At 55.7% G+C, this 25513-nt stretch carries 34 protein-coding genes; 1 reads left to right on the plus strand and 33 read right to left on the minus strand.

Translation table 11 applies throughout. The features are described from left to right. Nucleotides 1-11 precede the first annotated feature (11 nt). On the plus strand, nucleotides 12-2846 hold the full coding sequence (uvrA, locus tag QQF73_RS18445) for an excinuclease ABC subunit UvrA (RefSeq protein ID WP_219868714.1): 2835 nt from the start codon (nucleotides 12-14) through the stop codon (nucleotides 2844-2846). 98 nt (nucleotides 2847-2944) lie between these two features. Here uvrA and rplQ read toward each other — a convergent pair whose 3' ends face one another. The 33 genes from rplQ to rpoC all read right to left on the minus strand — a co-directional run bounded on the left by rplQ (nucleotide 2945) and on the right by rpoC (nucleotide 25458). Beyond that, on the minus strand, nucleotides 2945-3343 hold the full coding sequence (rplQ, locus tag QQF73_RS18450; RefSeq protein WP_064230334.1) for a 50S ribosomal protein L17: 399 nt from the start codon (nucleotides 3341-3343) through the stop codon (nucleotides 2945-2947). 33 nt (nucleotides 3344-3376) lie between these two features. Beyond that, entirely contained in the window at nucleotides 3377-4381 is a 1005-nt protein-coding gene (locus tag QQF73_RS18455) for a DNA-directed RNA polymerase subunit alpha (RefSeq protein WP_218637441.1), read from the minus strand. Between the two features lie 35 nt (nucleotides 4382-4416). Continuing rightward, nucleotides 4417-5037, minus strand: coding sequence for a 30S ribosomal protein S4 (gene rpsD, locus QQF73_RS18460; RefSeq protein ID WP_219868713.1), 621 nt, complete (start codon nucleotides 5035-5037; stop codon nucleotides 4417-4419). An 18-nt stretch (nucleotides 5038-5055) separates the two neighbouring features. Continuing rightward, complete coding sequence (gene rpsK, locus QQF73_RS18465; RefSeq protein WP_004580767.1) at nucleotides 5056-5445, minus strand: 30S ribosomal protein S11; 390 nt, start codon at nucleotides 5443-5445, stop codon at nucleotides 5056-5058. A gap of 13 nt (nucleotides 5446-5458) precedes the next feature. Next, on the minus strand, nucleotides 5459-5815 hold the full coding sequence (gene rpsM / locus QQF73_RS18470) for a 30S ribosomal protein S13 (RefSeq protein ID WP_070970491.1): 357 nt from the start codon (nucleotides 5813-5815) through the stop codon (nucleotides 5459-5461). 141 nt (nucleotides 5816-5956) lie between these two features. Next, entirely contained in the window at nucleotides 5957-6070 is a 114-nt protein-coding gene (gene rpmJ, locus QQF73_RS18475; RefSeq protein WP_008174902.1) for a 50S ribosomal protein L36, read from the minus strand. Between the two features lie 29 nt (nucleotides 6071-6099). Beyond that, entirely contained in the window at nucleotides 6100-7422 is a 1323-nt protein-coding gene (secY, locus tag QQF73_RS18480) for a preprotein translocase subunit SecY (RefSeq protein ID WP_041341470.1), read from the minus strand. A gap of 17 nt (nucleotides 7423-7439) precedes the next feature. Then, complete coding sequence (rplO, locus tag QQF73_RS18485) at nucleotides 7440-7874, minus strand: 50S ribosomal protein L15 (RefSeq protein ID WP_218637440.1); 435 nt, start codon at nucleotides 7872-7874, stop codon at nucleotides 7440-7442. A 1-nt stretch (nucleotide 7875) separates the two neighbouring features. Next, nucleotides 7876-8064, minus strand: a complete 189-nt coding sequence (rpmD, locus tag QQF73_RS18490; protein ID WP_012139786.1) for a 50S ribosomal protein L30 — start codon at nucleotides 8062-8064, stop codon at nucleotides 7876-7878. A 4-nt stretch (nucleotides 8065-8068) separates the two neighbouring features. Further along, nucleotides 8069-8569 (minus strand): 30S ribosomal protein S5, encoded by a 501-nt coding sequence (rpsE, locus tag QQF73_RS18495; RefSeq protein ID WP_048497752.1) that lies wholly within the window; start codon nucleotides 8567-8569, stop codon nucleotides 8069-8071. Nucleotides 8570-8581: 12 nt separating this feature from the next. Further along, the gene (gene rplR / locus QQF73_RS18500) at nucleotides 8582-8929 is read right to left on the minus strand and encodes a 50S ribosomal protein L18 (protein ID WP_218637439.1); all 348 of its coding nucleotides are present in this window, start codon (nucleotides 8927-8929) and stop codon (nucleotides 8582-8584) included. Between the two features lie 9 nt (nucleotides 8930-8938). Next, a complete protein-coding gene (gene rplF / locus QQF73_RS18505; RefSeq protein ID WP_219868712.1) occupies nucleotides 8939-9472 on the minus strand; it encodes a 50S ribosomal protein L6 in 534 nt (177 codons plus the stop codon). Nucleotides 9473-9481: 9 nt separating this feature from the next. Then, on the minus strand, nucleotides 9482-9874 hold the full coding sequence (gene rpsH / locus QQF73_RS18510) for a 30S ribosomal protein S8 (RefSeq protein ID WP_218637437.1): 393 nt from the start codon (nucleotides 9872-9874) through the stop codon (nucleotides 9482-9484). An 88-nt stretch (nucleotides 9875-9962) separates the two neighbouring features. After that, nucleotides 9963-10268 (minus strand): 30S ribosomal protein S14, encoded by a 306-nt coding sequence (gene rpsN / locus QQF73_RS18515; protein WP_008174884.1) that lies wholly within the window; start codon nucleotides 10266-10268, stop codon nucleotides 9963-9965. Nucleotides 10269-10281: 13 nt separating this feature from the next. Beyond that, nucleotides 10282-10821: a 50S ribosomal protein L5 gene (rplE, locus tag QQF73_RS18520; protein ID WP_218637436.1), complete on the minus strand. Its 540-nt coding sequence runs from the start codon at nucleotides 10819-10821 to the stop codon at nucleotides 10282-10284. Between the two features lie 15 nt (nucleotides 10822-10836). Then, complete coding sequence (rplX, locus tag QQF73_RS18525; RefSeq protein ID WP_069185083.1) at nucleotides 10837-11157, minus strand: 50S ribosomal protein L24; 321 nt, start codon at nucleotides 11155-11157, stop codon at nucleotides 10837-10839. Between the two features lie 17 nt (nucleotides 11158-11174). Further along, complete coding sequence (gene rplN, locus QQF73_RS18530) at nucleotides 11175-11543, minus strand: 50S ribosomal protein L14 (RefSeq protein WP_007154005.1); 369 nt, start codon at nucleotides 11541-11543, stop codon at nucleotides 11175-11177. Between the two features lie 18 nt (nucleotides 11544-11561). Next, nucleotides 11562-11828, minus strand: coding sequence for a 30S ribosomal protein S17 (gene rpsQ / locus QQF73_RS18535; RefSeq protein ID WP_012139774.1), 267 nt, complete (start codon nucleotides 11826-11828; stop codon nucleotides 11562-11564). 1 nt (nucleotide 11829) lies between these two features. Beyond that, nucleotides 11830-12021, minus strand: coding sequence for a 50S ribosomal protein L29 (rpmC, locus tag QQF73_RS18540; protein WP_219868711.1), 192 nt, complete (start codon nucleotides 12019-12021; stop codon nucleotides 11830-11832). Continuing rightward, nucleotides 12021-12434, minus strand: coding sequence for a 50S ribosomal protein L16 (gene rplP / locus QQF73_RS18545; protein ID WP_069185082.1), 414 nt, complete (start codon nucleotides 12432-12434; stop codon nucleotides 12021-12023). The genes rpmC and rplP overlap by 1 nt, the downstream gene beginning before the upstream one ends. A gap of 12 nt (nucleotides 12435-12446) precedes the next feature. Then, nucleotides 12447-13130, minus strand: a complete 684-nt coding sequence (gene rpsC, locus QQF73_RS18550; RefSeq protein WP_219868710.1) for a 30S ribosomal protein S3 — start codon at nucleotides 13128-13130, stop codon at nucleotides 12447-12449. 11 nt (nucleotides 13131-13141) lie between these two features. Next, nucleotides 13142-13474 carry a 50S ribosomal protein L22 gene (gene rplV, locus QQF73_RS18555; RefSeq protein WP_041341430.1) on the minus strand — a complete coding sequence of 111 codons (333 nt, stop codon included), beginning with the start codon at nucleotides 13472-13474 and terminating at the stop codon, nucleotides 13142-13144. 16 nt (nucleotides 13475-13490) lie between these two features. Continuing rightward, entirely contained in the window at nucleotides 13491-13766 is a 276-nt protein-coding gene (rpsS, locus tag QQF73_RS18560) for a 30S ribosomal protein S19 (protein ID WP_007154011.1), read from the minus strand. 23 nt (nucleotides 13767-13789) lie between these two features. Then, on the minus strand, nucleotides 13790-14617 hold the full coding sequence (rplB, locus tag QQF73_RS18565; RefSeq protein WP_138441845.1) for a 50S ribosomal protein L2: 828 nt from the start codon (nucleotides 14615-14617) through the stop codon (nucleotides 13790-13792). Nucleotides 14618-14634: 17 nt separating this feature from the next. Beyond that, entirely contained in the window at nucleotides 14635-14928 is a 294-nt protein-coding gene (gene rplW / locus QQF73_RS18570; RefSeq protein WP_041341428.1) for a 50S ribosomal protein L23, read from the minus strand. Beyond that, nucleotides 14925-15530 (minus strand): 50S ribosomal protein L4, encoded by a 606-nt coding sequence (rplD, locus tag QQF73_RS18575; RefSeq protein ID WP_219868709.1) that lies wholly within the window; start codon nucleotides 15528-15530, stop codon nucleotides 14925-14927. The genes rplW and rplD overlap by 4 nt, the downstream gene beginning before the upstream one ends. Nucleotides 15531-15541: 11 nt before the next feature. Then, complete coding sequence (rplC, locus tag QQF73_RS18580; protein WP_219868708.1) at nucleotides 15542-16180, minus strand: 50S ribosomal protein L3; 639 nt, start codon at nucleotides 16178-16180, stop codon at nucleotides 15542-15544. A 76-nt stretch (nucleotides 16181-16256) separates the two neighbouring features. Beyond that, entirely contained in the window at nucleotides 16257-16568 is a 312-nt protein-coding gene (rpsJ, locus tag QQF73_RS18585) for a 30S ribosomal protein S10 (RefSeq protein WP_077529290.1), read from the minus strand. Between the two features lie 191 nt (nucleotides 16569-16759). Beyond that, the gene (gene tuf, locus QQF73_RS18590; RefSeq protein ID WP_219868700.1) at nucleotides 16760-17956 is read right to left on the minus strand and encodes an elongation factor Tu; all 1197 of its coding nucleotides are present in this window, start codon (nucleotides 17954-17956) and stop codon (nucleotides 16760-16762) included. Between the two features lie 35 nt (nucleotides 17957-17991). Then, nucleotides 17992-20097 (minus strand): elongation factor G, encoded by a 2106-nt coding sequence (fusA, locus tag QQF73_RS18595; RefSeq protein WP_219868707.1) that lies wholly within the window; start codon nucleotides 20095-20097, stop codon nucleotides 17992-17994. Between the two features lie 18 nt (nucleotides 20098-20115). Further along, on the minus strand, nucleotides 20116-20586 hold the full coding sequence (rpsG, locus tag QQF73_RS18600) for a 30S ribosomal protein S7 (RefSeq protein WP_099619739.1): 471 nt from the start codon (nucleotides 20584-20586) through the stop codon (nucleotides 20116-20118). A gap of 115 nt (nucleotides 20587-20701) precedes the next feature. Continuing rightward, nucleotides 20702-21076, minus strand: a complete 375-nt coding sequence (gene rpsL / locus QQF73_RS18605) for a 30S ribosomal protein S12 (RefSeq protein WP_148607559.1) — start codon at nucleotides 21074-21076, stop codon at nucleotides 20702-20704. A 167-nt stretch (nucleotides 21077-21243) separates the two neighbouring features. Beyond that, nucleotides 21244-25458 (minus strand): DNA-directed RNA polymerase subunit beta', encoded by a 4215-nt coding sequence (gene rpoC / locus QQF73_RS18610; RefSeq protein WP_219868706.1) that lies wholly within the window; start codon nucleotides 25456-25458, stop codon nucleotides 21244-21246. Nucleotides 25459-25513: the final 55 nt, after the last annotated feature.

Genomic DNA, 25513 nt, shown 5'->3' on the forward strand with positions numbered 1-25513 from the left:
AGCGAGGTGTTATGGACCATATCCAGATCAAAGGGGCACGCACCCACAACCTGAAGAACTTCGACCTGGATATGCCTCGGGACAAGCTGATCGTCGTCACCGGACTGTCCGGATCAGGCAAGTCCTCCCTGGCGTTCGACACCCTTTACGCAGAGGGTCAGCGCCGTTATGTGGAGTCCCTGTCTACCTACGCCCGCCAGTTCCTGTCGATGATGGAGAAGCCCGATGTCGATCACATCGAAGGTCTTTCTCCGGCAATTTCGATCGAACAGAAATCCACCTCGCACAATCCGCGTTCGACCGTTGGCACCATTACCGAAATTTACGATTACCTGCGCCTGCTGTTCGCCCGCGCCGGTGAGCCGCGCTGCCCGGATCATGACCAGCCGTTGGAGGCCCAGACCATCAGCCAGATGGTCGACCAGGTGCTGGCAATGCCCGAAGACAGCAGGCTGATGATACTTGCACCGGTGATCCGGGACCGCAAGGGTGAGCACCAGCAGGTCATCGACACCATGAAAAGCCAGGGGTTCATCCGTCTGCGCGTTGACGGCACGGTCTACGACATAGATGACATTCCGGAGCTCGACAAAAAACGCAAACACCAGATCGATGTTGTGGTCGACCGATTCAAGGTGAAGCCTGGACTGGAACAGCGATTGGCAGAGAGTTTTGAGACCACGCTTGAACTTGCAGACGGTATCGCCCTCGTGGCGCCCATGAGCGGCGATGGCGAAGAGCATACCTTCTCAGCCAGATACGCCTGTAACCAATGTGGTTACTCACTCAGTGAACTGGAACCCCGGATCTTCTCGTTCAACAATCCAGCCGGCGCATGCCCGACCTGTGATGGGCTGGGGGTAAAACAGTTCTTCGATCCGGAGAAAATCATCCAGCACCCCGAAGCCACACTGGCGGCGGGCGCCATCAAGGGCTGGGACCGCCGGGCGGTTTATTATTTCCAGATGCTCGGCAGCGTCGCCGATCACTACGGCATGGATTTGGAAACGCCATGGGCCGATCTGCCGGAAGACTTTCAGAACACGCTTCTGTACGGCTCCGGCAAGGAGGACATCCCTTTCCGGTACGTGAACTCCCGCGGCCACATCATGGAAAAGGCCCACCCCTTCGAAGGTATCCTGCCCAACCTGGAGCGTCGTTACCGGGAGACCGATTCACAAAGCATGCGTGAAGAGCTGGCCCGGAACCTGAGCACCCAGCCATGCAAGGACTGTAATGGCTCACGTCTGCGCCGCAGTGCCCGGCACGTCTTTATCGAAAACCGGAATCTCCCGGAGGTCACCGGACTGCCGGTGGGCGATGCTCACGACTATTTTGCACAGCTGACGCTACCGGGCCGAAAAGGCGAAATTGCGGAGAAGATCCTGAAGGAGGTCCGCCAACGGCTCCAGTTTCTGGTGAACGTCGGCCTGGAATACCTGACGCTGGAAAGGAGCGCCGACACGCTCTCCGGCGGCGAGGCCCAGCGCATTCGACTGGCCAGCCAGATAGGCGCAGGCCTGGTGGGCGTGATGTACATTTTGGACGAACCGTCCATTGGTCTGCACCAGAGAGACAACGATCGCCTGCTCGCCACCCTCACCCACCTGCGCGATCTTGGGAACACAGTCATCGTGGTGGAACACGATGAAGATGCGATCCGGGCGGCCGATCACGTTATTGATATCGGTCCCGGCGCCGGCGTGCATGGCGGACAGATCATCGCCCAGGGAACGCCGCAGGACATTCTGGACACCCCGGAGTCGTTGACCGGCCAATACCTGAACGGCACTCGTGAGATAGCCGTACCAAGCCGGCGCAATCCCGGGACCGGCAAGTCACTGACCCTTGCCGGGGCCAGTGGCAACAACCTACAGGACGTCACCCTGAACCTGCCACTGGGCATCATGACCTGCGTCACCGGTGTATCAGGCTCCGGCAAGTCGACCCTGATCAACAGTACGCTTTACCCGGTATCAGCCGCGAAGCTGAACAAGGCGACCAGCCTCAATCATGCCCCTTACAAGACATTGAAAGGCCTCGACCATCTGGACAAGGTCATTGATATTGACCAGAGCCCAATAGGCCGGACGCCCCGTTCGAACCCAGCGACCTACACCGGCCTCTTTACCCCCATTCGTGAACTCTTCGCCGGCACCCAGGAAGCCCGGTCACGAGGCTATAAGCCCGGGCGCTTTTCCTTCAACGTCAAGGGAGGGCGCTGCGAAGCCTGCCAGGGCGATGGCGTGATCAAGGTGGAAATGCACTTCCTGCCCGACGTGTATGTACCCTGTGACGTCTGCAAGGCCAAACGCTACAATCGGGAAACGCTGGAAGTCCGCTACAAGGGAAAGAACATCCACGAGGTCCTGGAAATGACCGTGGAGGAAGGCCGGGAATTCTTCGACGCCGTGCCATTCCTTGCCCGAAAACTCCAGACCCTGATGGACGTCGGCCTCTCCTACATCCGCCTCGGCCAAAGTGCAGTCACCCTGTCCGGTGGCGAAGCCCAACGGGTTAAACTGGCGAAGGAACTCTCCAAGCGAGACACCGGCAAGACCCTTTACATCCTTGACGAGCCCACCACCGGCCTGCACTTCTATGACATCCAGCAACTGCTTAACGTGCTTGAGCGCCTCCGAGACCACGGCAACACCATCGTGGTGATTGAACACAATCTGGACGTCATCAAGACTGCTGACTGGATCATAGATCTGGGCCCCGAGGGCGGCTCCGGTGGCGGCCAGATCGTCGCTGAAGGAACCCCAGAAGAGGTCGCCGAGAACCCGGCCTCTCACACCGGGAGATACCTGAAGCCGATGCTGAAGAAAGCCAAAGCCGTGTAGCCCGAGGCCAGGCTCGGTTACAGCACGCACTTTAGCCGGGACATAAAAAAACCGGGTTTCTTTCGAAACCCGGTTTTTCGCGGACCAATCCGAAGAGTTTAATCTTCGTCTTCGTCCACCTCTTCCGCTTCAATATCCAGCGGGCGACCGACAAGCTCTACAAATGCCATGGGGGCATTGTCGCCAGCGCGGAAACCGCACTTCAGGATACGAAGGTAACCACCCGGACGCTCGCTATAGCGCGGGCCAAGCTCATCAAAAAGCTTGGCAACCGCAGCATCGTCACGCAGGCGCGAAAACGCCAGACGACGATTCGCGACCGAATCATTCTTGGAAAGCGTGATCAAAGGCTCCGCTACCCGACGAAGCTCTTTGGCTTTCGGCAACGTTGTTTTGATCAGCTCGTGTTCAACCAGTGACGCAGTCATGTTACGGAACATGGCCTTGCGATGCGCACTGGTCCTGCTGAACTTACGACCACTCTTACGATGACGCATTGCTCTGATTCCTTACCTTAAACTAATCGGCGATTAACCGCCCAACACCCGGTCATCGCCACGAAGGCTAGCCGGCGGCCAGTTATCAAGACGCATTCCCAGTGACAGACCACGGGACGCAAGCACGTCTTTGATCTCGGTCAGCGACTTTTTACCAAGGTTAGGCGTCTTCAGCAGCTCAACTTCTGTGCGCTGTATCAGATCGCCGATGTAGTAAATGTTTTCAGCCTTCAAGCAGTTAGCTGAACGCACTGTCAATTCCAGATCATCAACCGGACGCAGCAGAATCGGATCGATTTCTTCCTCTTCCTCTACGCGCTCAGGCTCTTTCTCATGATCGAAATCAACAAATACCGCGAGTTGCTGCTGGAGAATGGTGGCCGCCCGGCGAATTGCTTCTTCCGGATCGATGGTGCCATTCGTTTCCAGATCAATAACCAGCTTGTCCAGATCGGTCCGCTGCTCAACCCGTGCACTTTCCACGGCGTAAGCCACACGACGAACCGGGCTGAACGTAGCGTCCAGCTGCAGGCGTCCGATGGCGCGAGTTTCGTCCTCGTCGAGACCACGCTGGTCCGCCGGCTCATAGCCGCGACCGCGATTAACACGGAGGCGCATGTTCACTTCACCGTTTTCGCTCAGGTGACAGATCACGTGCTCCGGGTTGGCAATCTCAACGTCATGGTCGAGCTTGATATCACCGGCTGTGACAACGCCCGGGCCTTTCTTGCTGAGCGTGAGCTCGGCATCGTCCCGGCCGTTCATTTTCACGGCGACGCCCTTGAGATTCAGCAGAATCTCGATGACGTCTTCCTGGACACCCTCAATGGCGCTGTACTCGTGCAAGACGCCGTCGATCTGCGCCTCAGTCACAGCGCAGCCCGGCATCGAAGACAAGAGAATACGGCGCAGTGCGCTGCCAAGTGTATGCCCGAAGCCTCTTTCCAGAGGCTCAAGCGTTACCTTGGCACGCGTGGCGCTCGATTCCTTCACGTCAATGGTACGAGGTGTCAATAACTCATGTACTGAACGCTGCATAGACGCCCCTATCTACTATCGTTGCTAACTGGGCTTTACTTGGAGTAAAGCTCGACGATGAGGTTCTCGTTGATGTCGGCCGGCAGTTCAGTACGCTCAGGCACTGATCTGTAAACGCCGGACATCTTGTTGGCGTCGACCTCTACCCAGCTCACCGGTGCACGGCTTGCAGACAGATCCAGCGCGCCTTTAACGCGAAGCTGATTTCTGGCCTTCTCGCGCACACTCACAACGTCGCCTGGCTTGACCTGGTAGGAAGCAATATTCACTACCTTGTCATTTACCAGAATCGCCTTGTGAGAAACGAGCTGACGGGACTCAGCACGGGTAGAACCAAAACCCATGCGGTATACAACGTTATCAAGACGACCTTCCAGCAGCTGCAACAGGTTCTCACCAGTTGCGCCTTTGCCGCGGGCGGCCTCTTTATAATAGTTGCGGAATTGCTTTTCCAGTACGCCGTAGATACGACGGACCTTTTGCTTTTCACGAAGCTGCACGCCATATTCGGACAGACGGCTGCGACGCGCGCCGTGCATACCTGGCGGAGTCTCAATGTTGCACTTTGAATCGAGCGCGCGAACACCGCTCTTCAGAAAAAGATCTGTCCCTTCACGACGAGACAGCTTGCACTTCGGGCCTATGTAACGAGCCATAATTCACTGTCTCCTGTGTTAGACGCGGCGCTTTTTGGGCGGACGACAACCGTTATGGGGAATCGGCGTCACATCTGTGATGTTAGTAATCTTGTACCCGCAGCCATTCAGCGCGCGTACAGCGGATTCACGTCCGGGCCCCGGACCTTTAACCTCTACGTCCAGGTTTTTAAGGCCGTATTCAGCAGCCGCATTACCGGCTCTTTCAGCTGCTACCTGCGCAGCAAAAGGTGTGCTCTTGCGTGACCCACGAAAACCGGAACCCCCAGAGGTGGCCCAGGACAATACATTGCCCTGACGGTCAGAAATGGTCACGATAGTGTTGTTGAAGGACGCGTGAATGTGCGCGACGCCATCAACAACCGTCTTCTTCACCTTTTTACGGGTACGTGTACCTGGCTTTGCCATGATTGCCTACCTGTTACTTACGAATAGGTTTGCGAGGACCTTTACGGGTGCGTGCGTTGGTCTTTGTGCGCTGGCCACGGACCGGAAGGCCATGACGATGACGCAGACCACGGTGGCAACCGAGATCCTTCAAACGCTTAATGTTCATCTGAACTTCACGACGCAGATCGCCTTCGACAGACACCTTGCCCACTTCGGTACGAAGTGATTCAAGCTGCTCGTCGCTCAGGTCTTTGACCTTGACGTCCGGCTTAACGCCGGTTGCATCGCAAAGCTTCTGGGCTGTTGTCTTGCCAACACCAAAGATGTAGGTGAGCGAGATAACAGCATGTTTGTGATCGGGTATATTGACACCGGCTATACGTGCCATCCAAATTACTCCGCGTTCAAAGCTTTGCTGTGTGAATTTTCCGCCACTATAAAAGGGCGCGAAATAATAGCGCCTGACCCCGGCTGAGGTCAAGCGCTATAAATCGTACCCTCAACAATGTCAGTGCTGAATCCGTAAGGATTAACCCTGACGCTGCTTGTGGCGAGGCTCCGAGCAAATGACTCGTACTGAGCCATTGCGACGAATTACTTTGCAGTTACGGCAAATTTTCTTTACCGAAGCGCGTACTTTCATTGTCGACTCCAGTTTTCAAGGGGAACGGCTTAGCCGTTCCGACCATAGCCCTTGAGATTGGACTTCTTCATCAGTGATTCATACTGATGGGACATCAGGTGCGACTGTACCTGCGCCATGAAATCCATCACCACGACTACAACAATCAGCAGTGACGTACCGCCCAGATAGAACGGAACATTCCCGGCCACCATCAGAAACTGAGGGAACAGGGAGACTGCTGCAATGTACATTGCACCGAACAGCGTCAGACGAGTCAGAACGCCGTCGATATACTTGGCAGTCTGATCACCCGGACGAATGCCCGGAATAAATGCGCCAGAGCGCTTGAGGTTATCCGCAACTTCCTTCGGATTGTACATCAGGGCTGTATAGAAGAAGCAGAAAAACACCACTGCCGCCGCAAACAGAATAATGTACAAAGGCTGGCTCGGAGCCAGGGCCTGGGAAACATCGCTGAGCCATTCCATGCCCTCGCCCTGACCAAACCACTGCCCGATTGACGCCGGGAACAGAAGAATGGAAGAAGCGAAAATCGGCGGAATAACCCCGGCCATATTAACCTTCAGAGGCAGATGGCTGGACTGCTGTGCAAACACACGGCGGCCCTGCTGACGTTTCGCGTAATTGATGGTCAGACGACGCTGACCGCGCTCCATGAAGACCACAAAGCCAATTACCGCAACCGCCAACACACCAATCCCAAGAACGACCAGTAGGCTCATTTCACCGTTTCTGGCCTGCTCGAGAGTCTGCCCAATAGCGCCTGGCAGGCCGGCCACGATACCCGCAAAAATCAGCAGGGAAATACCGTTACCGACGCCGCGCTCGGTGATCTGCTCACCCAGCCACATCATGAAGACCGCACCGCTGACAAACGAAACAACCGCCACGAAATGGAAGCTGAAGCTGTCATTAAAGGTGACGCCTTGCGATGCCAAACCGACAGAAATACCAGCGCCCTGAACCAGGGCGAGGATAACCGTACCATACCGAGTGTACTGACTGATCTTTCGGCGACCAGCTTCGCCTTCTTTCTTCAGCTGCTCAAGCTGCGGACTGACCGCAGTCATGAGCTGCATGATAATCGAAGCCGAAATGTACGGCATGATACCGAGAGCGAAGATACTCATGCGCTCAAGCGCACCACCGGAAAACATGTTGAACATACTCAGGATCGTGCCCTGATTCTGCTCGAACAGTGCCGCCAGACGGTCGGGGTTGATCCCCGGCACCGGAATATGGGCACCAATCCGGTACACCAACAATGCCAGGAAGACAAACCAGAGCCGCGATCGCAGCTCCGCCAGTCCTTTACCCGCGCCCGCAGGCAATGATGCTGTCTTGGCCATTTAGTCCTCGACTCGCCTTAGTCTTCGACTTTACCACCCGCGGCGGCAATTGCCTCGCGTGCGCCTTTGGTTACCCGAAGGCCCTTAACGGTTACCGCACGGCTGAGTTCGCCGGACAGGATAACCTTGGCTTCACGAATTTCTTCGCGAACGATATCTGCCTTTTTGAGGGCCTCGAGATCAACCACATCGCCTTCAACCTTCGCCAGTTCGTTCAGGCGAATTTCAGCAACGTAGCGCTGCTGGCGAGAGGTGAAACCAAACTTCGGCAGACGACGAGCCAGAGGCTGCTGACCACCCTCGAAACCGGGAGCCACACTGCCGCCAGACCGGGCTTTCAGACCCTTGTGACCGCGACCGCCGGTTTTACCGAGACCGCTACCGATACCACGACCAACCCGCTTCGGAGCTTGGCGTGAACCGGGTTCCGGACTAAGTTCGTTCAGACGCATCTTAGTTCTCCTCAACCCGAACCAGGTAATCCACCCGGTTGATCATGCCGCGAATGGAAGGAGTATCCTCCACTTCCACGGTATGACCGATTTTACGAAGACCCAGGCCCTTGACGCACAATTTGTGCTTGGGCTGACAGCCGATAGGGCTGCGGGTCAGAGTTACTTTGATCGTTTTTGCGTTCGCCATGACTTCAACCCAGAATCTCTTCCACGGTCTTACCGCGCTTGGCTGCAATATCTTCAGGCGCTTGTGTTGCCTGGAGACCCTTGATGGTGGAACGTACCACGTTCACCGGGTTGGTAGACCCGTAACACTTGGACAGTACGTTCTGAACACCTGCCACCTCCAGGACGGCGCGCATCGCGCCACCGGCGATGATACCCGTACCTTCGGAGGCCGGCTGCATGTAGACCTTGGAGCCGCCATGCTGAGCCTTCACCGGGTACTGAAGAGTGGTGCCGTCCAGCGGTACGTCGACCATGTTCTTGCGCGCAGCTTCCATGGCCTTCTGAATGGCGACCGGCACTTCACGCGCCTTACCACGACCAAAACCAACGCGACCTTTACCATCACCCACTACAGTCAGTGCGGTGAAGGCGAAAATACGGCCACCCTTTACAACCTTGGCGACACGATTGACCTGAACCAGCTTCTCCTGGAGCTCAGGCGCCTTCTGTTCGTTAACGCTCATCTTCTCCACCTCTTAGAATTGCAAGCCAGCTTCACGGGCTGCGTCGGCCAGAGCCTGAATGCGGCCGTGATAACGGTAACCGGAGCGGTCAAAAGCAACCTGCTCAACTCCTGCTGCCTTGGCGCGTTCAGCAATCAGCTGACCGACCTTTTTGGCAGCGTCCACGTTACCGGTTGCACCCTGGCGCAGTTCCTTATCCAACGTGGAGGCAGTGGCAATAACCTTGCTGCCATCTGCAGTCGTGACCTGGGCGTACATGTGACGCGGTGTGCGATGAACACACAGACGATTGGTACCCAGTTCACGGATCTTCATGCGCACTTTGCGTGCGCGACGCAATCTTTCGTTATTCGCGCTCATAGTCCCGCCTTATTTCTTCTTGGCTTCTTTGCGTCTGACCTGCTCATCCGCATAACGAACACCTTTGCCCTTGTAAGGCTCGGGCGGACGGAACGCGCGGACATCAGCAGCGACCTGGCCAACCTGTTGCTTGTCGATACCGCGAATCACAACTTCCGTATTGGACGGAGTTTCTGCGGTAATCCCCTCGGGCAGCTCATACTCGACCGGGTGAGAAAACCCCAGTGTCAGATTGAGCTTCTTACCTTGCGCCTGGGCACGGTAACCTACGCCCGTCAGCTGGAGCTTACGCTCAAAGCCTGTGGATACACCGGTCACCATATTGTTGACCAATGCACGAGTAGTACCAGCAAGAGCGCGGGACTTTGTAGCACCATCGCGAGCAATGAAACGCAGAACATTTTCTTCCTGCGTCACTTCGACCGCCTGGTGAATGGTGAACTGAAGCGCTCCCTTGGAACCCTTCACACTAATTTCCTGTCCGTTCAGCTTAACCTCAACACCGGAAGGCAGCACGACAGGATTATTGGCAACCCTGGACATGTGTATCTCCTAGAATACGGTGCAGATGACTTCGCCACCCACGCCAGCAGCTCGTGCGGCGCGGTCTGTCATAACGCCCTTGGACGTTGAGACAATCGCGACTCCCAGACCACCGGATACTTTCGGCAGTTCCCCAGCGCCTTTGTACTGGCGCAGACTCGGACGGCTGACCCGCTTGATCTCTTCAATAACCGGCTTACCACCGAAATATTTCAGAGTGATCGTCAGCTCGGGTTTCGCGTCGGCTGAAACGGAAAATTCCTCAACGTAACCTTCGTCCTTGAGGACTTGGGCCACGGAGATCTTCATCTTTGAAGACGGCATCGTAACATCTGTCTTAGACGCCATCTGTGCATTACGGATACGAGTAAACATATCCGCAAGCGTGTCTTGCATACTCATTGGTATGAGGCTCCTGATCTTTTTAGTTGTGCAGCGGCGTGCCGCACCGCTTACCAACAGGCACCCGACCGAAGTTCGGGTGCCTATCTTACCAGCTTGCCTTGGTCAGGCCCGGAACGTCACCGCGCATGCCGTATTCACGGAGTTTAATCCGTGAAAGCTCGAACTTGCGCAGAACGCCATGGGGACGACCAGTCACCTGGCAACGATTACGAAGACGCGACGGGCTTGCGTCACGAGGAAGCTGTTGAAGCTTCATCTGCGCATCCCAACGGTCATCATCGCTGGTATTGGGGTTCTTGATAATCGCCTTGAGCTCCGCACGCTTCGCTGCAAACTTCGCAACGGTCTTTTCGCGCTTGAGCTCACGGTTCTTCATGGAAACCTTAGCCATTACACTCGTTCCTTTATCTCTTGAACGGAAAGCCGAAAGCTTTCAGCAGTTCGCGACCTTCATCGTCGGTACCGGCAGTGGTGGTAATGGTGATGTCCAGACCACGGATCTTGTCGACTTTGTCGTACTCGATCTCAGGGAAAATGATCTGCTCACGCACGCCCATGCTGTAGTTACCACGACCGTCGAACGACTTGGGATTCAGACCACGGAAGTCACGAATGCGAGGAACCGCAATGTGAACCAGGCGATCAAAAAAGTCCCACATACGCTCGCCGCGCAGGGTAACCTTGCAACCGATCGGCCAACCTTCACGGATTTTGAAACCCGCAACGGATTTACGTGCCTTGGTGACCACAACTTTCTGACCTGCCAGGCGCTCGAGATCCGCCACGGCATTTTCAATCAGTTTCTTGTCACCAACCGCTTCGCCGACACCCATGTTAAGGGTGATCTTTTCGATACGCGGCACCTGCATAACGTTCTTGTAGCCGAACTCTTTCTGCAGGGCGGGTACCACTTCCTTACTGTACTGCTCTTTCATGTTAAGCATCGTAACCACCACCGCTTACTGGTTATCGACAGCTTCGTTCGTGGACTTGAAGATCCGCACTTTCGCGCCGTCTTCCTTAATCTGGAAGCCTACACGATCGGCCTTGCCGGTCTGCGGATTAAAAATAGCCACGTTGGAAGCCTGGATAGGTGCTTCTTTTTCGACGATGCCACCTGGGGTGCCCAGCATCGGGTTCGGCTTGGTGTGCTTCTTGATCATGTTGATCCCAGAAACAACCATACGGCCATCGTCCTGAACCTTCAGGACTTTACCACGTTTGCCTTTATCTTTCCCCGTGGTGACGATTACTTCGTCATCTCGTTTGATCTTTTTCATAACCGGCCTCTGGTCCTTTAAAGTACTTCGGGTGCCAGTGAGATAATTTTCATGAACTTCTCATTACGCAGTTCACGGGTAACCGGTCCGAAGATACGGGTACCAATAGGAGCGTCCTGATTGTTCAGAAGTACTGCCGCATTTCCGTCGAAACGGATCAGCGAACCGTCGGGACGGCGAACACCCTTGCGAGTGCGTACCACGACAGCTTTCAGGACCTGGCCTTTCTTCACTTTACCGCGGGGGATGGCTTCCTTGACGGTCACCTTGATGATATCCCCTACGCTGGCATAACGCCGATGTGAACCGCCCAGGACCTTGATGCACATCACCTGACGCGCACCGCTGTTATCCGCGACTTCAAGCATTGTTTGAGTCTGAATCATGGTTGTTCTCCGGGCGAATTACACCTTAGATGCACGTTCGGTCACTTCCACCAGGGCCCAGCTCTTGGTCTTTGAGACCGGACGGGTTTCCTGAATGGTCACAGTGTCACCGACGTTGCACTGATTGCTCTCATCGTGAGCATGGATCTTGGTAGAGCGCTTCATGTACTTACCGTACAGAGGATGCTTCACCTGACGCTCGACCAGAACGACGATGGATTTCTCCATCTTGTTGCTCACGACCTTGCCGCTCAGAGTTCTGGCAGTTTGGGTAGCTTCGGTCATGTCACTGTCCTGCCTTTTCGTTCAATACTGTTTTCACGCGAGCGATCTCGCGCTTCACCTTGCCGAGAAGGTGAGACTGATTCAGCTGACCTGTCGCCTTACGCATGCGCAGGTTGAACTGCTCCTTCAGGAGGTCGATCAGCTCTTTGTTCAGCTCCTCGACTGACTTATCACGCAGCTCTGTTGCTTTCATCACATCACCGTCCTCGTTACAAAGGTGGTCTGTACCGGCAGTTTGGCCGCAGCGAGTGTGAACGCGTCGCGTGCTACGTCTTCAGCAACGCCTTCCATCTCGTAGAGCATGCGGCCTGGCTGAATTTCAGCCACCCAATACTCGACAGAACCTTTACCTTTACCCATTCGAACTTCAAGCGGCTTGCTGGAGATAGGTTTGTCCGGGAAAATCCGGATCCAGATCTTTCCGCCCCGCTTGATGCGGCGAGTCATAGTACGACGTGCCGCCTCAATCTGGCGCGCAGTTATACGCCCCCGACTGGTCGCCTTCAATCCGTATTCACCGAAGCTCACCTTGTTGGCGCGGTGAGCAAGACCGGTGTTACGGCCTTTCATTACCTTGCGGAATTTGGTGCGTTTTGGTTGCAGCATAAGAGTGCCCCTTTACTTAGAACCTTTCTTCCCAGAGGCTTTCTTGTCAGCACGGACCTGCTCCATACCACCAAGAATCTCACCTTTGAAGATCCATACCTTGACGCCGATTACGCCGTAAGTGGTATGCGCTTCGTAGGTTGCGTAATCAATATCTGCACGCAGCGTGTGCAGAGGTACACGACCTTCGCGATACCACTCGGAACGCGCAATTTCAGCACCCCCGAGACGACCGCCTACCTGGATCTTGATACCCTTGGCGCCTTGACGCATGGCATTCTGAACCGCGCGCTTCATGGCGCGACGGAACATCACACGACGCTCCAGCTGGCCGGCAACGTTTTGCGCTACCAGGCGGGCATCCAGGTCCGGTTTGCGGACTTCTTCGATGTTGATGTGCACAGGCACACCCATCATGTCGCCGACTTCACGACGCAGACGATCAACATCTTCACCCTTCTTACCGATAACAATACCGGGACGGGCAGTATGGATCGTGATACGGGCGTTCTGAGCAGGGCGCTCGATCACAATCTTGCTGACAGACGCCTTCACCAGACGCTTGTCCAGAAACTCACGAACCTGAATATCGTTCAGCAGGTTTTGTGAGTATTCCTTCTTGTCGGCATACCAGACTGAGTTGTGCTCTTTGATCACACCCAGGCGAATGCCGGTTGGATTTACTTTATGACCCATCTGAGCATCTCCTACTTGTCGGCGACCTTGACGGTGATATGGCAGGTGCGCTTGAAAATCCGATCAGCGCGCCCCTTGGCTCGAGCTTTGATTCGCTTGAGCGTCGGACCCTCATCCACCATCACGGTGGAAACCCGCAGTTCGTCAACGTCCAGACCTTCATTGTGCTCAGCGTTGGCGATGGCGGACTCAAGAGCTTTCTTGAGCACGACCGCCGCCTTCTTTGGGCTAAAAGTCAGAATGTTCAGGGCATCCTCAACAGCCTTGCCGCGTACTTGGTCAGCGACAAGACGTGCTTTCTGAGCTGAGAGGTTAGCGCCCTTATACTTGGCTGCTACTTCCATTTCTATTCCCTCACAATCAGCGTTTAGCTTTCTTGTCGGCCGCATGACCACGATAAGTACGCGTTGCCGCGAACTCACCCAGCTTATGTCCAACCATATCTTCGGTGACATAAACCGGCACGTGCTGCTTGCCGTTGTGGACTGCAATGGTCAGGCCTACCATCTCTGGGAAGACTGTCGACCGGCGGGACCAGGTTTTGATCGGCCGCTTGTCGTTAGCTTCCAGAGCTGCCTCGACCTTCTTCAACAGATGCAGGTCTATAAAAGGACCTTTCTTCAAAGAACGTGGCACAGCAATTACCTCTATGTAGTCGTTTACTTGGCCGAACGACGACGTACTATCATTTTGTCAGTACGCTTGTTCTTACGAGTCTTATGCCCTTTGGTCGGAACACCCCACGGAGTAACCGGGTGACGCCCGCCAGAGGTACGCCCTTCACCACCACCATGTGGGTGGTCAACTGGGTTCATAGCAACACCACGTACTGTTGGCCGTTTGCCGCGCCAACGTGATGCACCCGCTTTACCAAGCTGCTTGAGGCTGTGCTCGCTGTTGGATACTTCACCCAGCGTTGCACGGCAATCTACAAGCACCTTACGCATTTCACCTGAGCGCAGGCGGATGGTGGCATATGCACCTTCACGCGCTACCAGCTGTACGGATGCGCCCGCAGAGCGAGCCAGCTGAGCACCTTTGCCAGGCTTGAGTTCGACGCAGTGGATCACGGAACCGACCGGAATATTCCGGAGCGGCAGCGTGCTGCCCACTTTGATTGGCGCGTCGATACCGGAGCGCACAGGATCACCGATTTGCATACCTTTGGGAGCGATAATGTAACGACGCTCGCCATCGGCATACTTAACCAGCGCGATGTGCGCGGAGCGGTTAGGATCGTATTCCAGGCGCTCAATGACCGCCGGGATACCATCTTTGGTCCGCTTAAAATCAATAACGCGGTAGTGTTTTTTATGACCACCACCAGTGTGACGAGTAGTAATGCGGCCTGCATTATTACGACCACCCGTCTTGTTCTTTCTTTCTACCAACGGCTCGTAGGGGCGCCCAGTGTGCAGATCCGGGTTGTAAAGCTTTACAACGTGACGGCGTCCGGCAGATGTTGGTTTGGTTTTGACGATCGGCATATTACGACCCCTTTACCTTATTCCACATCCAGAAAATCGATGTCCTGACCTTCTGCCAGCTTTACGTAAGCCTTACGAATGTCATTACGCTTGCCGAACCCGCGGATAGTGCGCTTGAGCTTACCCTTACGGTTCAGAACCTGAACACCTTCTACGGTGACGTTGAACAGCTGTTCAACGGCTTTCTTGATCTCCGGCTTGGTGGCATCCGGGGCGACCCGGAACACAACCTGGCCATGCTCGGCCACCAGAGATGCTTTTTCAGATACGTGTGGTCCAAGCAGGACCTTGTAAATACGTTCCTGATTCATCCCAGCATCTCCTCGATCTTCTTCAGAGCGGGCACAGTCACCACAACATTCTCGTAGGCAACCAGGCTGACCGGGTCCAGGCCGGCAATATCGCGCACATCGACGTGTGGGATGTTGCGGGACGCCAGATGCAGGTTCTGCTCAACACTGTCTGACAGAATCAGTGCATTGCTCACACCGATGTCCTTCAGCTTGGCATTGAATGCCTTGGTCTTGGGGCTGTCGACATTCATGTCATCAACAACCACGAGACGCTCTTGGCGAACCAGCTCGGAAAAAATGGAGCGCATCGCTGCGCGGTACATTTTGCGGTTAACCTTTTGCTCAAAACCACGAGGTTTGGCCGCAAAAGTGACACCACCTGAACGCCAGATCGGGCTACGAATGGTACCCGCACGGGCACGACCAGTGCCCTTCTGACGCCAGGGCTTCTTACCGCCACCGCTGACTTCGGAACGCGTCTTCTGAGCCTTGGTGCCCTGACGGCCCGCTGCCATATAAGCAGTAACCACCTGGTGAACCAGCGACTCGTTAAAATCTTTGGCGAATGCGGCGTCGGAAACAGAAATCCCCTTGCCGCTACCTGTAATAGTCAATTCCATCGCACCGCTCCTCAGGCTTTAACTGCAGGCTTGATGACAACATCGCCGCCAGTTGCGCCGGGTACGGCACCACTCACCAGCAGCAGGTTGCGCTCGGCGTCGACACGGACAATTTTCAGGTTCTGCACGGTGACCTGTGCATTACCCATCTGGCCCGCCATCTTTTTGCCCTTGAATACCTTACCCGGAGTCTGGTTCTGACCAATGGAACCCGGAGCACGGTGAGAGAGGGAGTTACCGTGGGTAGCGTCCTGCATGGAAAAATTCCAACGCTTCACGCCGCCCTGAAAACCCTTACCTTTGGACTGACCAACAGCATCAACAACCTGGCCATCTTCAAAGACGGAAGCAGTAATCTCGCCACCGGCTGCAAGGTCTTCACCTTCGCCTTCAGCCAAACGGAACTCCCACATACCACGACCGGCTTCAACGCCCGCCTTGGCAAAATGGCCTGCTTCACTCTTGGTTACACGGGAGGAACGACGAGTGCCTACAGTAACCTGAACGGCACGATAGCCATCGTTTTCAAGAGTCTTGATTTGGGTAATCCGGTTGGGCTCAACCTCGATTACCGTTACGGGCAGCGCCTGCCCATCTTCCGTAAAAATACGGGTCATACCGGCCTTACGACCGACAACACCAATTGCCATGTTTCACCTCTTAAGTGTACGGGGCTCTCACCCTCTATGGCCTTATGACAGTTACACAGACTAATACCGGGCGGTATTAGCCGAGGCTGATCTGAACGTCTACACCTGCAGCCAGGTCCAACTTCATCAAAGCATCTACTGTCTTTTCCGTCGGCTCAACAATGTCGAGCAAACGCTTATGCGTACGAATTTCATACTGATCGCGCGCGTCCTTGTTGACGTGCGGGGAGATCAGAATGGTGTACTTTTCCTTCCGCGTCGGCAGAGGGATTGGCCCACGCACCTGAGCGCCGGTCCGCTTTGCGGTATCGACGATCTCCTGCGTGGACTGGTCGATCAGGCGATAATCAAACGCCTTCAACCGGATTCGAATTTTTTGGCTTTGCATGATGCACCAAACTCCACTCGTAGCAGCTACTAACTAGTTAGCCGACCTTCAAAAAAAGGAGCCGCATTGTATGCATAATACCCAACCCTGTCAACAGCTAGGCTGTTTGACCGGGTCGGGCACAGGCTTTGCGACTGAAACAGAAAAAGGGGCTGAACTTTCAGCCCCTTTTTCCTGATCAAACGAGCGAATTACTCGATGATCTTGGCGACCACGCCGGCACCAACGGTACGGCCACCTTCGCGAATCGCGAAGCGCAGACCATCTTCCATGGCGATCGGAGCGATCAGGGTAACACTCATCTTGACGTTGTCACCCGGCATAACCATCTCCACACCTTCCGGCAGCTCACAGGAACCTGTGACGTCGGTGGTACGGAAGTAGAACTGCGGACGATAGCCCTTGAAGAACGGAGTATGACGACCGCCTTCTTCTTTGCTCAATACGTACACTTCGCACTCGAACTTGGTATGCGGCTTGATCGAGCCTGGCACACACAGAACCTGACCACGCTCAACGTCGTCACGCTTGGTACCACGCAGCAGAACACCAACGTTCTCACCGGCACGACCTTCGTCCAGCAGCTTGCGGAACATCTCAACACCGGTACAAGTGGTCTTCACGGTATCCTTGATACCAACGATTTCCACTTCATCGCCAACCTTGATGATGCCACGCTCAACACGACCGGTCACAACGGTACCACGACCAGAGATGGAGAATACGTCCTCGATCGGCATCAGGAACGGCTGATCAATCGCACGCTCCGGCTCCGGGATGTACTCGTCCAGGGCTTCTACCAGCTTCTTGACAGCGGTAGTACCCATCTCGTTGTCGTCCTTACCTTCCAGCGCCATCAGCGCAGAACCGGTAATGATCGGCGTGTCGTCGCCCGGGAAGTCGTACTGGCTCAGCAGATCACGAACTTCCATCTCAACCAGCTCGAGCAACTCTTCGTCGTCTACCATGTCGGCCTTGTTCAGGAACACGACAATGAACGGTACGCCAACCTGACGGGACAGCAGGATGTGCTCACGAGTCTGCGGCATGGGGCCGTCAGCTGCAGAACACACCAGGATCGCGCCGTCCATCTGCGCCGCACCAGTGATCATGTTCTTCACATAGTCAGCGTGGCCCGGGCAGTCGACGTGGGCGTAGTGACGATTCGGAGAATCGTATTCAACGTGGGAAGTCGCGATGGTGATACCACGCGCCTTCTCTTCCGGTGCGTTATCGATCTGATCGAATGCACTGGCAGAACCAGTACCCCAGACTTCGTGACACACACGAGTCAGGGCGGCGGTCAGAGTGGTCTTACCATGGTCAACGTGACCAATGGTGCCTACGTTCAAATGCGGTTTACTACGGTCAAATTTTTCTTTAGACACGGTTACACCTCTTCCTGTTTCTTAAGTCCTGGGGATCAACCCTGTTTAATGATCGCTTCGGCAATGTTCGAAGGAGCCTCGGAATAACCCGCAAACTCCATCGCATAAGACGCCCGGCCCTGTGTTGCAGAACGCAGGTCGGTGGCGTAACCGAACATCTCCGACAACGGAACTTCGGCACGAATGATCTTACCAGCAGGCGACTCATCCATGCCCTGAATGACACCACGACGGCGGTTCAGGTCACCAACAACATCGCCCATGTAGTCTTCCGGGCTCACGACCTCGACCCTCATGATCGGCTCAAGCAGAGCGGGGTCCGCTTCAAGCGCACCCTTCTTCATCGCCATGGAGCCGGCGATCTTGAACGCCATTTCGTTGGAGTCCACATCGTGGTAAGAGCCATCGTACAGCGTGGCCTTGATGCGCAGCAGCGGATAACCGGCCAAACAGCCGTTCTGCATCTGCTCTTCAATACCTTGCTGGACCGCTGGAATGTATTCCTTCGGAACCACACCGCCAACGATCTCGTTTACAAAGATGAAGTTCTCGCCATCTTCATCATCCAGAGGCAGCGGCTCAAGCTTGATCTTGACGTGACCATACTGACCACGACCACCTGACTGGCGAACAAACTTACCTTCGACATCCACCGGCTTGCGGATACGCTCGCGGTATGCAACCTGCGGCTTACCGATGTTCGCCTCTACCTTGAACTCGCGACGCATACGGTCAACGATGATGTCCAGGTGAAGCTCACCCATACCGGAGATGATGGTCTGACCGGACTCTTCATCGGTCCGGACACGGAAAGACGGATCTTCCTGAGCCAGCTTACCCAGGGCAACACCCATCTTTTCCTGATCCGCCTTGGACTTCGGCTCAACAGCAACAGAGATAACCGGCTCCGGGAACTCCATGCGCTCGAGAATGATCTTGTGATTCTCGTCACACAGGGTGTCACCAGTGGTCACGCTCTTCAGGCCGATTGCCGCGGCGATATCACCCGCAAGCACTTCCTTGATCTCTTGGCGATCTTTGGAGTGCATCTGAACCATACGACCAACGCGCTCTTTCTTACCCTTTACAGAGTTATAGACCGCATTGCCGGACTCCAGCTTGCCAGAGTAAACCCGGAAGAAGGTCAGAGTACCAACGAACGGGTCGGTGGCAATCTTGAATGCCAGGGCCGCAAAAGGCGCATCATCGTCCGCCTGACGGGTCTCTTCGGTGCCGTCTTCATCGACTTCACCGCGAATCGCCTTGACTTCGTCCGGCGCCGGCAGGAATTCGATAACGGAATCCAGAACCGCCTGTACACCCTTGTTCTTGAACGCAGAGCCACAAGTCGCGAGAACAATCTCGTTGGCAAGCGTACGCATACGCAGCCCCTTCTTGACGTCCTCAACGCTCAGGTCACCCTCGTCCAGGTAACGCTCCATGAGCTCTTCGTTAGCCTCGGCTGCCGCCTCGACCATTTGCTCACGGTACATGGCGACTTCGTCCACCATTTCGGCCGGAACGTCGCGCTGCTCGTAGGTCGCACCCGCGTCATCTTCGTTCCAGTAAATCGCCTTGTTACGAATCAGATCGACGATACCGGCAAAGTCATCCTCGGCACCGATCGGCAACTGAATGGGAACGCAGTTCGCGCCCAGACGGGTTTTGATCTGGTCCACAACGCGCAGGAAGTTAGCGCCGGCACGGTCCATCTTGTTGACGAACACCATGCGGGGAACTTCGTACTTGTTGGCCTGGCGCCATACGGTTTCGGACTGCGGCTCTACACCGGAGGATCCGCAGAAAACAACAACGGCACCATCCAGCACACGCAGTGAACGCTCTACCTCGATGGTAAAGTCAACGTGCCCCGGGGTGTCGATGATGTTGATCCGATGCTCCGGATATTGTTTGTCCATGCCCTGCCAGAAGCAGGTAGTCGCAGCAGAGGTAATGGTGATACCACGCTCCTGCTCCTGCTCCATCCAGTCCATGGTAGCCGCACCATCATGAACCTCACCGATCTTGTGGGAAATGCCCGTATAGAACAGAACCCGCTCGGTGGTTGTGGTTTTGCCCGCATCAACGTGCGCACAAATACCAATGTTTCTGTAACGCTTGATAGGAGTCTTGCGTGCCACTGTATTAACCTCGGCTGATTAGAAACGGAAGTGAGAGAACGCCTTGTTGGCTTCCGCCATGCGATGAACGTCTTCGCGCTTCTTAACAGCAGAGCCTTTGCTGTCAGCGGCGTCGAGAATCTCACCAGCAAGACGCTGCGCCATGGACTTCTCACCACGCTTCCGTGAAAATTCTACAAGCCAGCGCATGGCCAGCGCATTCTGACGGGAAGGCCGTACCTCGACAGGCACCTGGTAAGTAGCACCACCCACACGACGGGACTTAACCTCAACCATCGGCTGGATGTTCTCCAGGGCCTTCTCGAACATGTCGATCGGCTCTTCCTTCGATTTCTCGGCGACAATATCGAGCGCGCCATAAACAATGCGCTCTGCAACAGATTTCTTGCCACTTTCCATCACGTGGTTGATGAACTTGGCAAGACGTGCACTGCCGAACTTAGGATCCGGGATAATTTCCCGCTTTGCTGCAACTCTTCTTCTAGGCATCGATAAGCCCTTATATATCTAAAAGGTCTTCAGGAACCCCTGAGATAGCAATCTGCTACTCAGCCTTACTCTTACCGTTCTGACAAGCAACGATAAAAGACACCCGCTCGGGACATCAGGACTTGGGTCGTTTTGCACCATACTTGGAGCGGCCCTGCTTACGGTTCTGCACACCCTGGGTGTCCAGCGTTCCGCGAACAGTGTGATAGCGCACACCCGGAAGGTCCTTTACGCGACCGCCGCGGATAAGCACAACACTGTGCTCCTGAAGGTTGTGACCTTCACCACCAATGTAAGAGGAAACCTCGTAGCCGTTGGTCAGACGAACACGGCACACTTTACGCAGTGCTGAGTTCGGCTTCTTCGGCGTTGTAGTGTATACACGAGTGCACACACCACGGCGCTGAGGGCAGGCCTGCAGAGCAGGAACATCGCTCTTGGCTACCCGGCGCTTACGAGGCTTACGTACCAACTGATTAATCGTTGCCATGTAAGCAAACTCCAAAAAACCATATCAATGAAACTTACCCCCTGTGCAGGGGGTAAAATTTAAGGGACGCAAGTGTAAGCCTGCGCCCCTGGACAGTCAAGATGACTGGTCTCTTTTTAACCACCTGCCGGGTAGGTATCTACCCGGAGGCGGCGGACCGACTCAACTCAGCTTTCGCGGTTGAGTTCGGCGCTCAGCGCTTCTTCGACGTCGGCTGCGGTGACGCCCTGTGCTTCAAGGTCGCGCTTGCGGCGACGTTCAGCGTGGTAGGCAAGACCGGTACCAGCCGGAATCAGTCGACCCACCACAACGTTTTCCTTCAAGCCACGCAGGTAATCACGCTTTCCGGTAACCGCACCTTCGGTGAGTACACGGGTGGTTTCCTGGAACGAAGCCGCCGAAATGAACGACTCGGTTGCCAGCGAGGCCTTCGTGATACCGAGCAGCAGACGATCGAATCGTGCAGGCTCTTTATCGGCAGCATTGGCCTTTTCGTTCTCTTCGAAAACCTGAGTAATTTCCACCTGGTCACCGGAAAGAAGCGTGGTATCACCCGGATCGGTGATCTCTACCTTGCGCAGCATCTGCCGAACGATAACCTCGATATGCTTATCGTTGATGACAACACCCTGCAAACGGTAGACGTCCTGGATCTCATTGGTAATGTATTTGGCCAGCTCTACCACACCCAGCAGACGCAAAATGTCGTGGGGGTTGGATGGGCCATCGGAAATCACCTCGCCCTTCTCAACCGTTTCACCCTCGAACACGTTCAGCTGACGGTGCTTCGGAATCAGCACTTCGTAGGCGTCGGCATCTTTCGGCGTGATCACCAGGCGCTTCTTGCCCTTGGTCTCTTTGCCGAACGACACCATGCCGCTGATTTCCGCCAGGATGGACGATTCTTTCGGGCGACGGGCCTCGAACAGATCGGCAACCCGTGGCAGACCACCGGTAATATCACGAGTCTTCGAACTTTCCTGCGGAATCCGGGCAACAACATCACCCAGCTCGATCCGGGCGCCGTTGGCCATGGTCACCAGCGCATTGGCCGGCAGGAAGTAGATCGCGGCACCGCCACCGGGCAGCTCCACATCGTTTCCGCTGGCATCCAGCATCTGGATGGCAGGACGGATGTCCTTACCAGCCGCAGGACGCTCCTTGGGATCGATAACTTCCATGGTCGACAGGCCGGTCAGTTCGTCGGTCTGGGTGCGGACAGTAATGCCCTGGTCCATGTTGACGAATTTCGCGGTGCCTTCGGCCTCGGCAATGATCGGGTGAGTGTGCGGATCCCACTTGGCAACCGCAACACCGGCTTCAACAGTATCGCCATGCTTAACGGACAGCACTGCGCCGTAAGGCAGCTTGTACCATTCGCGCTCACGGCCCTGCTCGTCGGCAATCGCCAACGCGGAGGAACGCGATACCACGACCAGTGAGCCATCACTCTTCTCAATAGACTTCAGATTGTGCAGGCGTACGGTACCGCCGTGCTTGACCTGGATGTTGTCTACAGCTGATGCCCGGCTCGCCGCACCACCAATGTGGAAGGTACGCATCGTGAGCTGGGTACCCGGCTCACCGATGGACTGGGCGGCGATAACACCAACGGCTTCACCGACGTTGACCCGATGGCCACGGGCCAGGTCGCGGCCGTAACACTTGGAACAGATGCCGTGACGGGTCGCACAGGTGATCGCAGAGCGCACCCAGACTTCGTCCACACCCGCACGCTCAAGAGATTCAACAGTCTTCTCGTCAAGCAGCGTTCCGGAAGGAACAACGGCGTTGTCCTTATCGGTTGGTGTAAAGGCATCGCGCGCTGTCACACGCCCCAGCACACGATCGCCCAGCGGCACAACAACGTCGCCACCTTCGATGTGCGGCGTCATCAACAGGCCTTCATCGGTGCCACAGTCTTCTTCGGTTACGACCAGATCCTGAGACACGTCGACCAGACGACGAGTCAGGTAACCGGAGTTCGCGGTCTTCAGGGCGGTATCCGCCAGCCCCTTACGTGCACCGTGGGTCGAGATGAAGTACTGAAGTACGTTCAGGCCTTCCCGGAAGTTTGCGGTAATCGGCGTCTCGATGATGGAGCCATCCGGCTTCGCCATCAGGCCACGCATACCGGCCAGCTGACGAATCTGGGCCGCGGAACCCCGGGCACCGGAATCCGCCATCATGTAGACCGAGTTGAAGGACTCCTGCATGACGAACTCGCCATCCTCGCCCTTCACAGGCTTCCCATCAGGGCCAATCACCTGCTCCTTGGCCAGACGCTCCATCATGGCCTTGGAGACCTTGTCGTTGGCGCGGGACCAGATGTCGATCACCTTGTTGTACTTCTCACCCTGGGTCAGCAGACCGGACGCATACTGGGTTTCGATGTCCTTAACTTCCTCGGAAGCGGCATCAACCAGCTCGTATTTCTCAGGGGGAATCTCGAAATCGTTGAAGCCGATGGAGATACCGGAAACCGTCGCGTAGTGATAACCCATGTACATGAGCTGATCCGCGAAGATAACCGTGTCTTTGAGGCCGGCGTCCCGATAGCAGGTGTTGATCAGGTTCGAGATCGCCTTCTTGACCATCGGCTTGTTGACCAGCTCGAAGGAGAGGCCATCAGGCACGATATCAAACAGCAGGGCGCGCCCAACCGTGGTATCAACAATGTTATAGGCTTGAGTGCGCGAACCATCTTCGGCAATGGCAACTTCCTTGACCCTCACCTTGACGCGCGCCTGGAGGTCTACCTTACCGGCACCGTAGGCGCGGTGAACTTCTTTCACATCCGCGAAGGTCATCCCCTCACCGACCGCATTCTTGCGCTCACGAGTCATGTAATACAGGCCCAGAACCACGTCCTGGGACGGCACGATGATCGGCTCGCCGTTGGCCGGCGACAGTACGTTGTTGGTGGACATCATCAACGCACGGGCTTCCAGCTGGGCTTCCAGGGTCAGCGGCACGTGGACCGCCATCTGGTCGCCGTCGAAGTCGGCGTTATAGGCCGCACAGACCAGCGGGTGCAACTGAATCGCCTTGCCTTCAATCAGTACCGGCTCGAACGCCTGAATCCCCAGACGGTGCAAAGTCGGAGCACGGTTCAGCATGATCGGATGCTCGCGGATCACTTCGTCCAGGATATCCCAGACCACGCCTTCCTCGCGCTCGACCATCTTCTTGGCAGCCTTGATAGTCGTTGCGAGACCACGGTGCTCAAGCTTGGAGAAAATAAACGGCTTGAACAACTCCAGCGCCATCTTCTTGGGCAGACCACACTGATGCAGACGCAGGTATGGACCGACCACGATCACCGAACGACCGGAGTAATCCACGCGCTTACCGAGCAGGTTTTGACGGAAACGACCCTGCTTGCCCTTGATCATGTCAGCCAGGGACTTGAGCGGGCGCTTATTGGTACCGGTGATGGCACGACCGCGACGACCGTTATCCAGCAGCGCGTCGACGGCTTCCTGCAGCATCCGCTTCTCGTTGCGCACGATGATGTCCGGGGCGTTGAGCTCCAGCAGGCGCTTGAGGCGGTTGTTCCGGTTGATCACACGACGGTAAAGATCGTTGAGATCCGAAGTCGCGAAACGACCACCGTCCAGGGGAACCAACGGACGCAGATCCGGCGGCAGAACCGGCAGCACGGTCATTACCATGTCGCCCGGCTTGTTACCGGAGTACAGGAAGGCCTCAAGAATCTTCAGACGCTTACTGAATTTCTTGATCTTGGTTTCGGAATTGGTCTGCGGGATTTCCTCACGCAGCGCATCCACCTCGGCCTGCAGATCGATGCCCTCGAGCAGCTCCTTGACCGCCTCGGCACCCATGCGGGCATCGAATTCGTCGCCGAACTCTTCCAGGGCTTCGTAATACTGCTCGTCGTTCAGCAGTTGCCCTTTCTCGAGGGTGGTCATGCCCGGCTCGATCACGATGAACGACTCGAAGTACAGCACCCGTTCGATATCGCGCAGGGTCATGTCCAGCATCAGACCGATGCGGGACGGCAGTGATTTCAGGAACCAGATGTGCGCGACCGGACTGGCCAGCTCGATGTGACCCATGCGCTCACGGCGAACACTCGCCAGTGCCACTTCAACGCCGCACTTCTCGCAGATCACACCGCGATGCTTGAGGCGCTTGTACTTACCGCAAAGGCACTCGTAGTCCTTGATCGGGCCGAAAATCTTGGCACAGAAAAGACCGTCACGCTCCGGTTTGAAGGTACGGTAGTTGATGGTCTCAGGCTTCTTCACTTCACCAAAAGACCATGAGCGAATCATGTCAGGCGATGCCAGGCCAATGCGGATGGCATCAAATTCCTTGCTTTGGTTCTGGCTCTTGAGAAGATTCAGCAAATCTTTCATCAGTAAAAGCTCCGGATGGCGTTAATCTCGGGCGGGCACAGGTTGTGCCCGCTCA

Source organism: Marinobacter albus (assembly GCF_030238305.1).
Classification (GTDB): Bacteria; Pseudomonadota; Gammaproteobacteria; order Pseudomonadales; family Oleiphilaceae; genus Marinobacter; species Marinobacter albus.